We start from the raw sequence: 12,768 nt of genomic DNA on the forward strand, positions 1-12,768 counted from the left end.
AAATATCTAATATTAGATATTTAGCACCTTTTAACCGATTAACACCTCAAGTGCTTTTAAGATCGCATCTAATCTTTTTTTATATTTATCTTTACCACCATAAATGAGCTCACTTTGCAAAGCATCTACAAAACACATGCACAGTCGAGCCAAAGTTGTTGAATCAAACTTCTTGTTTTCTATATTTTCAGGGAATACGTTTTTAAAGATATTCTCCAAATCATCCATAAATATATGCATCGGATCAATCACTTGATCATAAATATGCTGTGGTGGGTTAATGAGCGCATTCATCCAAAATTGTACATCATATGAAGCATCAAATCGTTCACCTATGCTGCAGAAATACGCACAAAGTTGTTGATGAAAATTTTCTCCACCAGTTAATGTATTTTTTGCATAAGTCAGTTCATGATTAATCATAATCGGAATTAGACTCAAATATAAATCATCTTTATTTTTGAAATGTGCATAAATAGAGGGTTTTTTAATGCCAACGTCTTCGGCTATTTCATTCATTGATGTTGCAGTAAAGCCTTGTTTTGCGAATCGCTGCAATGCAATACTTTGAATTTTTTGTGCTGTCACAAATGAAACCTAACAAAAATTTTGCCTATTATATTAAAATTATCATCATTAAAGAAGAATTTAAGCTAAAGTCACCTGACTTCATTTTATAAAGCCATCACTAAAGATATATTCAATAATATATTTTTAATGGAGAGGCTAATTACTTATACATTTTTTGTGCGTAACTGATTGGCTTTAATATTCCACAATTTTGATCAAGCACATGTTCATTACCTCCTAATCTAATAATGGTTTAAAATTCATATACCTAGTTAGATAAGTTAAATGAATGTTAATCAAACCAAATTTTAGTTTGTTTGTTAATTGATCATTCTCATTTTAATCACCCTTTTTAATTAAACTTATAGGCTTGGTCCGAAAGTACTTATCAATACGAAAACCAGCATGTGTATTTTTGATATTTTTTACTTGAAGTAATCAGAATGTGATCATCAATTATTTAAATAAATGATTTTATAATCAAATTTCTACCTATGCTTTAAAAGCACATCATCTTAAAAATTTGACTACAAGGTATAATCTTTACTTTTAAAAACTATAAATATTTCTTTTTTATTCATAAAGATAACATCTATTTTATATATAACTATTCCATTTTTTCATATTTTTATTAATTTAAAATTCTCATTAAGATCGGAGAAATTTCAAAAACACTGGAAAGAAAAATGTTGAATACAACAGGTTTTCATTTTAAAAATTTGGCTTTGTCCCTCGGTATTCTCAGTTTTACACTTTTAGTTGGTTGTGGAAATAAATCGCCACAAAACAATGAACCCAAAGCTGAAGCGTCACAAACAGCAGAACAACCACAAGAGGTCCGTTTTGCTTGGGGTGGTGGTCCCCGTGTCTGGGTCCTAGGTAAAGCCGACGGAGATTTTGAAAAAGCTTTAGGCACCAAAATTAAGTGGGTTGAATTTGCATCGGGAGCAGATGTGATTAATTACTTTGCTGCCAATGAAATTGATATCGCCCGTTTTGGTTCAAGTCCTGCTGTTGCAGGGATCACTCGCGGATTACCCATTGAAGTCATTGGCTTAGAGGGTCTAATTTCAAGTGCAGAGCGTTTGATTGTTCGACCTGAAATTAAAACTCTACAAGACTTAGTGGGTAAAAAAGTTGCTTTCCCTGCAAACTCAACTGCACAATATGCATTAGAACAAGCACTTACATTAAATAAAATTGATAAATCAAAAATCAAATTATTACCACTTAAACCTGCTGAAATTGTTTCTGCATGGACTCGTGGCGATATTGATGCTGCCTATGTTTGGGGCCCATTTACACAACAATTAGAAAAACAAGGTGGCAAAGAGATTTATCGTACAACGACACTAAATGAACAAGGCATTTTGGTTTATAACAACTTCGCTGTCCGCAAAGAGTTTGCAGAAAAACACCCCGATCTTGTGATTAAGTTTTTAAAAGCATACCAAGAACAAGTTGATGAATATAAAAAAGATCCGAAATTAGCTTCTGAAAAAATTTCTAAATACTTAAACCTTCCATACGAGCAAGTTGAAACTACATTGGCAGGTATTGATTACATTCCTTTGAAAGATCAAGCATCTGAAAAGTACCTAGGTACAACATCAAACGATGAAAACTCAGGCTTGGCAAAAGCAACTCAAGATATTGCTAAATTTTTAGTCGGTATCGGCGAGCTAAAACAGTCTGATGTTCCAAAAAGTTATGCGCCCAATATCGACAGTAAATACCTTATCGAAGCAACTAAATAAGGTTATAGAATGAGTCAGTTGAACCCGTTTAAAGCAAAAGTAATTAGTGCATTATCACTAATCACTTTTGTTGTTATTTGGCAGCTTGTGTGTACCTTTAAACTTGTGTCACCCATTTTATTGCCATCCCCCTTACAAATAGTAGATACAGTTTTAGATTTATTTCAAAACGGTTATCGAGATGCTCCATTTTATCAACACATTTTAGTGAGTACGGCACGTGCATTTTTTGCATTTTTCATTGCCATTATTATTGGTGTTCCTTTGGGGTTATTAATGGGCCGTAGTCCTGTACTCAATGCCATTTTAGATCCATTCGTACAATTTTTACGCCCTATTCCTAAAATTGCTTTAATCCCATTAGTTGTTGTGTGGTTGGGGATTGGTGAGGCATCAAAATTTTTCCTAATCTTTATTGCTACTTTACTTAGTGTAATTGTTGGCGCAACTGCAGCAAGCCAAAACGTTCCACAGGGTTTAATTCAAGCTGCACAAACAATGGGACTAGGAAAAGCATCAATCTTATTTCGTGTCATTTTACCCTCTTCACTTCCTGAAATTTTCACCACGATTCGCTTATCGATTGGTATTGGTTGGACCTCATTAATTGCGGCTGAGATGGTTGCTGCAACGTCAGGTTTAGGATGGATGATCATTAACGCGGGCTCATACTTACGTACTGATGTTGTGATTGTCGGTATTATTTTACTTGGAACAATTGGCTTTATTTTAGATTGGCTCATTGTAAAAGCACAGCAAAAATGGGCACCTTGGACAGGAAAAGTATAATGACTCAAACATTTATTCAGCTAAATAATCTTCAAAAAACATTCAAGCAAAACAAATCTGAAAATACGGTTCTAAAAGACATTAACTTAGAAATTTCTGAGGGTCAGTTCGTTTGTTTACTTGGTCCATCTGGCTGCGGTAAATCAACTATTTTGAACTTACTTGCAGGTTTTGAAAAACCTAGCTCTGGTAACATTTATGTAGATGGTCAACCTATTTCAGCACCAGGCATTGATCGAGCTGTTGTATTCCAACAAGCACAATTATTCCCTTGGCTTACAGTGAAAGAAAATATTTATTTTCCCCTTAAGCAATTAAAGGGAGAGCCTAAATACATTACCGAACAAACTGAATATTACTTAGAAAAAACAGGTTTAAAAAAATTTGAAAATCATCGCGTTTGGCAAATTTCAGGGGGGATGAAACAACGTGTTGCACTTGCCCGTGCTTGGGTCATGAAACCAAAAATTTTACTCATGGATGAACCCTTTGGTGCTTTGGATGCTCAAACACGTATTTTGATGCAGGAAACATTAACTAAGCTTTGGCAAGATAACAAAACGACCGTTTTATTTGTCACTCATGATATAGACGAATCTTTACTTTTAGCAGATCGCATTATCTTAATGGCAGGACATCCTGGGCGTATTGCAGAAGATATTCAAGTCAATTTACCCCATACACGTACGATTGAAAATATTGCTCCACAGCCAGAATTCATTGAAGCCAAAAAACATATTTTAGAAATTATGCGCAAAGAAGTTAACCGCATGATTGATTACATACACTAAATCTACAGGACACTTTTATGTTATTAAGTCATTTACCCCGCGTTAAACTTGTTCATGCACCTACTCCTCTTGAGTTTTTACCTAACTTAACCAAAGCATTAAACGGTCCTGAAATTTATATCAAACGCGATGATGCAACAGGTCTTGCTACTGGTGGAAATAAAACCCGTAAATTAGAATTTCTAATAGGCGATGCAATTGCAAAAGGCGCAACACATGTGATTACTCAAGGTGCAACTCAATCTAACCATGTTCGTCAAACCATTGCTGCAGCAAATAAATTCGGCTTAAAAGCATCTGTTTTACTTGAACAACGCGTCAGTGATGCTGCAGATGAATATTACAACAATGGGAACTTATTGCTGGACGAAATTTTAGGTGCCATATCAATTGAAGTTGTTCCTGGCGGTACAGACATGGCTGCTGCTTTAGAAGCAAAAGCAAAAGAATTAGAAGCACAAGGTGAACGCCCTTATATTATTCCAGGTGGAGGCTCAAACGCTATTGGTGCTTTAGGTTATGTATCTACTGCAATTGAATTAATTAACCAACTCAACCAGATCCAACTTGCCCCAACTCATCTTGTACATGCAACAGGGAGTACTGGAACTCAAGCAGGTCTTTTAGCGGGTATTGTTGCAACAAATTCTAACTTACCTGTGTTAGGTATCAGCGTTCGTGCTGAAAAATCTAAACAAGAAGAAAACGTCTATAAACTTACTCGCTCAACTTTAGAACATCTTGGTTTGAGTGCTGATCTTATCGCACGTGAAAAAGTTGTGGCAAATAGTGACTATGTTGGCGATGGTTACGGTATCCCAACAGACAGCATGGTTGAAGCTGTTGAACTCCTTGCCAGAACTGAAGGTATTTTGCTTGACCCAGTTTACTCAGGTAAAGGTTTTGCAGGTTTAGTAGGCCTAATTCGCCAAGGTTATTTCACTAAAAACGATAAAGTGATCTTTCTGCATACTGGTGGTGCTGTAGGCTTATTTGGGTACCGTAAAGCATTCTCTCACAAAGACGCATACCGCTTGTAAAATGATTGATTTTTCAGAATTTCCTACGCTCGGAATCCTAGGTGGCATGGGGCCAGGTGCTGCAGTTGATTTTCAACAGCGCCTGCTCGATGCAAGCCCTGCAACTAAAGATCAGGAACATATTCCAACTATTGTTTGGAATCATGGTGGAATTCCTGACCGACAACTTGCACTTAAAAACTTAGGTGAAAGTCCTTTCAAAGCCATGTTACATGGTTTAAAAATTTTAGAACGTAGTGGTGTTGCTAAAGTGGCAATTCCATGTAACACCGCACATTTTTGGCATGCTGACTTACAACAACAGACCAATATTGAAATCTTAAATATGATTGAAATTACTGTACAACAGATTTTGGATCATTATAAATATGGTGATAAAGTTGGAATTTTAGCAACCAAAGGCGCCCTTTCTACCGAGTTATATCAACGTGAATTAAGTAAATATAACATCCCTTATGTAATGAATTCTGAAGAAGAAATTGAAAAAAAATTTATGCCTGCAGTTTATGCTGTAAAACGGAATGAATCAGAAAAAGCAGGTATCATTTTTCAAGAACTCAGTCAACGGCTTATAGATGTAGGTGCAGGTTCAATTATTTTAGCCTGTACAGAAATTCCCTTGGGCTTACACGCCATTCAATCTCCAATTTTAAATGTAAGCTTCGATACTACGCAACTTTTAGCAGATGCTTGTGTAAGGTGGTTTTACTAAAAATAAATCAGTCTTCATTTTCTATTTAAGAGAATACTTTGAATTATTTTCGGCTTTTTATTGCCTTATATTATATGGCATAAGCATGGATCAAGCAGTATATAAACCCATCTATAATCAATATAGATAAATACCTAGTGTTCGTAACATCAGTATGCATTGATAAAATTTAATTAACTATTCTTGATTCTAAAAGTTAAGCTTTGTCCCCAATGCCAAGACCCAAGCATTGTTGATATCATGTGTTGCACTAGGATGAACAATATATTGCAGGCTTGGACGTAACATCAGCCATTTTGTTGGATAATAACTATAATTTAATTCAATATTATATTCGGCATCAGCATTAAATTGTTTCTTATCATCTGCAAAACGATTATTGATATGAATACGATTAAGCGCAAAACCCAAATTATCCTCAGCTCGGCTGGTTATCACCCCATAATACTTTAGACCGATCTGTTGAGACTGATCCACCTTGTTGGTGGTACGGCTATGGAATGTAAAATTTGCAAAACTGTGTAAGCCCTGCTTTCCTACACCAACTGAAGTAAGTTGCTGGTCAAAATTAAACCAAGCGCCATAGGTATGATTTTGTTGCTGCCCCGTCCGTATATCCTTTTGATTTTTAGTTTCATCTGCAGTGTTATACATAGCCCCTACACGATAAGTTCCTGCTAATGCATTGATCAATGATTTCGGTCGCCAGATCATCTCTATGGGAATAGTGATACCATCAGCTTGATGGGTACTCAGATTCCAGCCATGCCGTTCTAAAGCATTTTGAGGGTTATATTCATAAACACCGATTTGTAAGGCGAGTTCTGGGTGAAATTGATATTTTAAACGAACACCCCATTGAGAAATTGGAGAGTTATACCAAATTCCGCTTTGCCATTTTCCCATTTGCGCAGCACAAAATGAATTATTTTGAAATTCACAAGACATCACATTGAAATCTGTACCCATTCCCAAACGCCCTAATTTAATACTGAGCCCCTGTTCTTTAAAGTTTTTCTCCAAAGAAAACTCGGTCAATCGACTTTTACTGTTGCCACGACCATAATTTGCTTGAACATTGGCAAGCTGTGGTGCGGATGGATCAGAAATATCTTCTGAAGATAAACTTTGTCCTTGTCTTGCTGTGATTGTTGCTCTTAATGTCATCCCTTCCCAATTTGCCAGCTTTTCTAAATCTAAAGTTGAACCAATTAAAAATTGACTGGCATATTTAGGATCACTCCCCGGATTGTAGCCACCATCAACTAAATAAGCGCTGTCTACAATCAAGTTTGCATCTAATTTAATGCCTTGCTTTAAAAGTTCAGTCCGCATCCCCTGCCAATCACCAAACAAATAAGGGCTATTTTTGTCTAAGCTGTATTGAGCAGCATGTAACTGTATACTGAGCAATGAAACAAGAGAAATTGTAAATTTTATCAAATTTGACATAGGTTTACCTTAATTTTGCAAAGTCCATAATTTAAATAAATGACAGATGCTGGTTTTGCTATTCGACAAAACATGGTTTAATTTTTGGATTTCTCAAAAATGTGAATGATGAATGCGAGTTAAATCAATCAAGGCTTGATTTAACTAAAAGACGATTGTTCCAATAAATATTTTAGGGAATTTTTAAGCACCTACGTGGTCACAATAATTATGACAAAACTCCATCAAGCATGATTACTCATTGACGTTTATTCATCATTGAGTCACTGGCTTGGTTGGACAAATCTTTGCTGGGCTGCGAGATAAGACAGATACAACACGGGTGCCACAAAGAAAGCGACACTCCAGAAATCTAGATACACATATAAAAAAGCACCTAAAAATGCGCCAATCACAAAACCCACCACAATGCTGAAACTGTGCTGTAATTTTTGCATATTGCTATGGTTCCGATCTCTTAAATAATTAGAAATATCTATACCTAACTGTGTTGTATTTCCCGTCATCATGGTGCTCGGACTAATATGTTTAATTAAGGTTTTACTTGAAGTGTTACGAATAGCTAAGGCGATCAGCCCTAAACCACCTGTAATTGCGACAGTGACACTATTGGCATCTTTAAACGGTTCAAAATATAAACCCGCAAGCATAAACCCAATTAAAAAAATTGCTTCCCCCAAAAATAAATAACTTAAGGTGGTATGTTTTTGTACACTACGATCAATCCAATATTTGGTGATGGCAACAGTCAGAATAAATAAGGGAATTGCCCCAAGCTTAATCCAAATCCCAGGCCCACCTTTGACCCAAGCAGCACCAGCTAAGACTAAGTTTCCTGTGACATGCGCAGTAAAAAAACCAAACAGTGCGATAAAGCCAATGGTATCAATTGCGCCACCCACAATTGTCAATAACAAAGGATCTCGACATGTTTTCCAAAACCCACTCGGCGGCGTCGTTTGTATATTTTCCATGTTCTACTCGTCATTCAATAATTAATTAGAATTAGGACCTGTCAAAACCTAAGCTTTTTTATAGTTATCCCGATTGATGTAAATCATCAGCAATAAAACTGGGGGAAGCAAAAATAACCACAGTAGTGCAAATTTATATACGATTGCGGCAACTGCGCATCCCAGTGCAAAACTCAACATGGTTGGAAAAATTGCAACAATACTCTGTCGAATTTGCAGTCTTTTTTCCTGAGAAGGTTTGGAAAAAAGCTCAGCAATATTTAACATCAATTGTGTTGTAGCACCCGTCATCACGGTTGTTGGTGATTCTTTCGTCCAATGGATACGGTGCATCGCGTTTTGAATCGCCATAGCCGCCACCAACAACATGCCTACAGTGAAACTCATGATGGTATCGTATTTCGGAAAAGGCAAATAAAAGTAGGAACATACGGCGACTATACTAAAAAGCAAAAACATCAGTTTTAGAAAAAACGCATATGAACTGTTTTGATGTCGGATAAACTTTTGATCCAACAATTTGACCGATAAAACTGTAATACAGAACATCGGTAGTGCTGCCAATTTAGCCCAAGCACCTGTTTGACTCTCGGAGACTAAAGCCGCGCCTAATGTTACAAAATTACCTGTCACGTGGGCAGAAAATAAGCCATGCAATGCGAGAAAGCTTGCAGTATCGACATAGCCTGCATTGAAGCTCAATAACTTACTTAGTCTGAATTGCATCATTTGCCCCTTTCTCCTGTTATTGCATCACCCTATCGTTAGGATAATAAGTTTTTAATCATTGGCATGAGTTGTTCGCCAATAACCATCCCCAATAAACCGCATAGGGCCACAAAAGGAGGGGCTGGAGATTTCACATTTAATAGGTAATACAACACGCCAACCAACAACCCAACGGCCAAAGAGATCAGATAGATTTTCATAAATTTCTCCCCCAATAAAATTCCACCTAGTTCCAGATGGAATTTTTTAGGTTGGTTTTAAAAAGCAAAACAAGAACAGCCTAATGCGCCCCAAAATGATTTTTTATCCTGATCATTGATAGGAACATCAAGCATCCATGCATGCGAATGTCCATGCATGCCACAGCTGCTAGAACATGCACACACTGCTGAATCTTTTTGTAAGGGTTGTAAGGAAGGCGCATTACGATTTTCAGAGTGGCGCCACTGCCCGCCAAATCGCTTGACTGGTGACCAATCAGGCGATGCGGGTGGAATCGGTGGATCTTGTTGCTTAAATTCGGCACCCGCATAGACCACTTTACCGTCCATCACCGTCATGACTGATTCAATAAATTGAATTTCATCGCCCTCAACAGTGAGATAGTCATCTGAGAGTACAACTAGGTCCGCATGTTCCCCTGCGACTAAAGCGCCTTTATGGTTTTGCTCGCCTGAAAACCAAGCAGATCCTTTGGTCCATAGTCTTAACGCTGTTTGACGATCAAGTAAGTCTTTCTCATCATATAAAGTAAAACCACCCACGGTTTTACCTGTGGTTAACCATGCCAAACAGACCCAAGGATTGTATGATGCAACACGCGTCGCATCTGTTCCAGCGCCCACTGGTACACCCAACTCAAGCATTTTTTTTACCGGAGGCGTGTCTTTGGCTGCATCGGCACCATAACGCTGAACAAAGATTTCGCCTTGATACGCCATACGGTGTTGAATGGCAATTCCTCCACCGAGGGCACCAATCCGTTCTATGTTTTTTTCTGAAACCGTCTCTGCATGGTCAATAATAAAACGGGTTTCAAATGGCTTTTTACCATTGACACGTTCAAAAACATTGAGCAATCGACTAATGCTTTCATCATAGGTGGCGTGAATTCGAAACGGCCATTTCTTCTCAGACAAATGTTCAACAATAGCTTCTAATTCAGTTTCCATTTTTTCTGGAAGATCTGGGCGAGGATCATAAAAATCCTCAAAATCACCAGCTGACCAAGTCAGGTTTTCACCCGCACCATTCATCATCAATAATGCATCACCATCGCCAGGAAACGTCATTTCTGTCCATCGTTGATAATCTTCTAACTCTTCACCAGCTTTTTGTGCAAAGAGGTTATAAGCAATACGAACGGTCATTTGATCTTTTTCATGCAATTGATTGATCACTGCATAATCATCTGGATAGTTTTGCCCACCCCCTCCGGCATCTATCGCAGAAGTGACACCGAGCCGATTTAACTCACGCATAAAATGTCGGGTAGAATTCACTTGATCTTCGACGGGTAATTTGGGTGCCTTGCCCAGTGTTGAATACAAAATTGCAGCAGAAGGCGTTGCCAATAATAAACCTGTTGGCTCGCCTTTTTCGTTGCGTTCTATTCTGCCCCCGGGTGGATCAGGAGTATCTTTATTAAAACCTAAGACATCTAATGCTGCTCTGTTCAGCATTGCACTTGCATATAAATGCAGAATAAAAACTGGGGTATCAGGTGCAGCTTTATTGATTTCAGCTAAAGTTGGTAAACGCTTTTCTGCGAATTGGAATTCAGTCCACCCACCGACAACACGTACCCACTGTGGTGCTGGCGTATTTTCTGCCTGCTCTTTGAGTAAGCTTAAAGCATCTTTAACAGTCGGAACCCCTTCCCAACGCAACTCCATATTATAGTTAAGCCCGCCACGGATAATATGGAGATGGCTGTCATTTAAACCGGGAATAACGCGACGACCATTTAAATCAATCACTTTTGTCGAGTCGTTGGCCAACTTCATGATACTATTTTCATCACCTGTGGCAAACATTTTTCCGTCAGCAATCGCAATTGCATCCACTTCAGGCTGTTTCGGGTCAAGCGTGGTAATTTTGCCGTTCTTAAGAATTAACTGTACATCTGTCATGATCATCTCCATGTAGATGAATATTTATATCCATAAGGTTTATTTTGCTGACACAGGTGCAATAACTTCATGTTGCGTTGTGGTTCTTTCTGGCGCTTTATGTACCATAGTATATGCATAATCTACGCCCATACCGTATGCACCCGAATGTTCACGCACAATGTCCATCACTGCATCATAAGTTTCACGATGTGCCCAATCACGTTGCCACTCAAGTAAAACTTGTTGCCAGGTTACAGGAACCACGCCTGCTTGAATCATCCGTTGCATCGCATAATCATGTGCTTCTTTTGAAGTTCCACCTGAAGCATCGGCAACCATATAAATTTCATAATCACCTTCCAGCATTGCACCAAAAGCGAATGTAATATTGCAAACTTCAGTCCATAAACCCGATACGATAATTTTTTTACGATGATTGGCTGCCAATGCATCACGAACCTTTTGGTCATCCCATGAGTTCATAGAGGTTCTTTCGAGTAAAGGGGCTTCAGGGAACACATTTAATAATTCTGGAAAAGTGTGCCCTGAAAAACTTTCTGTTTCTACTGTTGTAATGGTGGTTGGAATATTAAAAACCTGAGCGGCTTTAGCCAATCCCACCACATTATTTTTTAAAGTTTGACGATCAATTGACTGTACGCCAAAAGCCATTTGTGGTTGTTGATCAATAAAGATGATTTGACAGTTTTGAGGTGTAAGTTGTTCTAAAAATGCTTTATTCATTTTGATTCGCAACACATTTATAAAGGAATTTATATAAAAGCAAAAATACACGTAAACCACTAGACACTATTTTAAATACAAACTGTATCCTAAAAAGATACAATGATTGATCAGCATAGGATGATGCGTTACTTTAATCATTCAAGTGAAGAGTACTTTAAAATTAAATGGATAAATTAGACTGTATCAATACTTTTATTAGTGTCGTTGAATATGGAAATTTCAGCAGTGCATCACGTCACTTAAACATTACTAGAGATCAAGTTGCGAAAAGAATTTGCCATTTGGAAACTATTTTTAATACGGTCCTGTTCATCCGCAATACCCGCAAAATGGATTTAACTCATTCAGGTGAAAAATTTTATCAACACTCTAAAGTCATTATGAGTGAGTTTGAATGGGCAACCAGTGACTTTACCCACGACCAGAAATATCCCGAGGGTAAACTCAGAATCAATGCACCTCATTCATTTAGACATGCGCATCTTACCGAGATCATTTCTAAATTTATGACACAGTATCCCAACATCAAAATAGACTTGTTTCTTTCAGATAAGTTTTTAAATATCAGTGAAGATCAATATGATATTGTTCTCAGAATCAGTCAAGATATTGATCAGCGTAATGCCCACCTGTTTAGTACCTATCATCGACATTTTTATGCAACTACAGCTTATTTTGCAAAATTTGGCGTACCCAATACAATCGATGAGTTAAAACAGCACAGTCTATTGTTGTATTCACAAACCGATTCAAGTACTAAAATTGTGCTGAATAAGAATAAAAAAGAAGAAACTATTTACTGTACGCCGAAATTGACATGCAATAGTGGCGATTTCCTTTTAGATTTTTGTAAACAAGATCAAGGCATTATATTTTTACCCGATTTTTTAGCAAAAAAAGATCAAGATGCTGGAAAAATTGTTCGTTGTTTAGAAGACTATCATTCAAAGCAACTTTATTTTTATGCAATTACGCCATCTCAACAAAAGATTCCAAAAAAAGTGAAGCTCTTTTTAGATCATCTCAAAAAACACTTATCTGATCGCTAAAATATAAAGCTTTGGACCAGACTTTTACCTAAGAACTAAGTATT

Annotated in this window: 13 protein-coding genes; 6 read left to right on the forward strand and 7 right to left on the reverse strand. The window is 37.4% G+C overall.

Translation table 11 applies throughout. The features are described 5' to 3' along the window. Positions 1–30 precede the first annotated feature (30 nt). Positions 31–588 carry a TetR/AcrR family transcriptional regulator gene (locus tag AC2G3J_RS11315; RefSeq protein WP_056510597.1) on the reverse strand — a complete coding sequence of 186 codons (558 nt, stop codon included), beginning with the start codon at positions 586–588 and terminating at the stop codon, positions 31–33. A gap of 668 nt (positions 589–1,256) precedes the next feature. Here AC2G3J_RS11315 and AC2G3J_RS11320 point away from each other — a divergent pair. The 5 genes from AC2G3J_RS11320 to cuyB are packed head-to-tail and all read left to right on the forward strand — an operon-like array spanning position 1,257 to position 5,659. Continuing rightward, complete coding sequence (locus AC2G3J_RS11320) at positions 1,257–2,327, forward strand: taurine ABC transporter substrate-binding protein (RefSeq protein WP_056510594.1); 1,071 nt, start codon at positions 1,257–1,259, stop codon at positions 2,325–2,327. 9 nt (positions 2,328–2,336) lie between these two features. Next, positions 2,337–3,116, forward strand: a complete 780-nt coding sequence (locus AC2G3J_RS11325; protein ID WP_056510591.1) for an ABC transporter permease — start codon at positions 2,337–2,339, stop codon at positions 3,114–3,116. Further along, positions 3,116–3,907: an ABC transporter ATP-binding protein gene (locus tag AC2G3J_RS11330; protein ID WP_336953085.1), complete on the forward strand. Its 792-nt coding sequence runs from the start codon at positions 3,116–3,118 to the stop codon at positions 3,905–3,907. Before AC2G3J_RS11325 ends, AC2G3J_RS11330 begins: the two co-directional genes overlap by 1 nt. A 17-nt stretch (positions 3,908–3,924) precedes the next feature. Continuing rightward, a complete protein-coding gene (gene cuyA, locus AC2G3J_RS11335) occupies positions 3,925–4,947 on the forward strand; it encodes a D-cysteate sulfo-lyase (RefSeq protein ID WP_056510583.1) in 1,023 nt (340 codons plus the stop codon). A 1-nt stretch (position 4,948) separates the two neighbouring features. Further along, on the forward strand, positions 4,949–5,659 hold the full coding sequence (cuyB, locus tag AC2G3J_RS11340; RefSeq protein ID WP_004721068.1) for a cysteate racemase: 711 nt from the start codon (positions 4,949–4,951) through the stop codon (positions 5,657–5,659). A gap of 189 nt (positions 5,660–5,848) precedes the next feature. On the opposite strand, the gene AC2G3J_RS11345 is transcribed toward cuyB, so the two are convergent. The 6 genes from AC2G3J_RS11345 to AC2G3J_RS11370 form a co-directional block, all read right to left on the reverse strand. Continuing rightward, on the reverse strand, positions 5,849–7,111 hold the full coding sequence (locus tag AC2G3J_RS11345; RefSeq protein WP_335954521.1) for a carbohydrate porin: 1,263 nt from the start codon (positions 7,109–7,111) through the stop codon (positions 5,849–5,851). A gap of 263 nt (positions 7,112–7,374) precedes the next feature. Beyond that, the gene (locus AC2G3J_RS11350) at positions 7,375–8,085 is read right to left on the reverse strand and encodes a YoaK family protein (RefSeq protein WP_333665027.1); all 711 of its coding nucleotides are present in this window, start codon (positions 8,083–8,085) and stop codon (positions 7,375–7,377) included. Positions 8,086–8,133: 48 nt separating this feature from the next. Continuing rightward, positions 8,134–8,811 carry a YoaK family protein gene (locus AC2G3J_RS11355; RefSeq protein ID WP_227515068.1) on the reverse strand — a complete coding sequence of 226 codons (678 nt, stop codon included), beginning with the start codon at positions 8,809–8,811 and terminating at the stop codon, positions 8,134–8,136. 38 nt (positions 8,812–8,849) lie between these two features. Further along, positions 8,850–9,014 (reverse strand): DUF1427 family protein, encoded by a 165-nt coding sequence (locus AC2G3J_RS11360; RefSeq protein WP_004721074.1) that lies wholly within the window; start codon positions 9,012–9,014, stop codon positions 8,850–8,852. Between the two features lie 57 nt (positions 9,015–9,071). After that, a complete protein-coding gene (locus tag AC2G3J_RS11365; protein ID WP_419359303.1) occupies positions 9,072–10,946 on the reverse strand; it encodes an amidohydrolase in 1,875 nt (624 codons plus the stop codon). A 39-nt stretch (positions 10,947–10,985) separates the two neighbouring features. Next, complete coding sequence (locus tag AC2G3J_RS11370; RefSeq protein WP_004821006.1) at positions 10,986–11,672, reverse strand: hydrolase; 687 nt, start codon at positions 11,670–11,672, stop codon at positions 10,986–10,988. Positions 11,673–11,839: 167 nt separating this feature from the next. Between AC2G3J_RS11370 and AC2G3J_RS11375 the strand changes: the two genes are divergently transcribed. Then, positions 11,840–12,724, forward strand: coding sequence for a LysR family transcriptional regulator (locus tag AC2G3J_RS11375; RefSeq protein ID WP_336953092.1), 885 nt, complete (start codon positions 11,840–11,842; stop codon positions 12,722–12,724). The last annotated feature ends 44 nt before the right edge of the window (positions 12,725–12,768 follow it).

The sequence above is a fragment of the Acinetobacter legionensis genome, assembly GCF_057165765.1.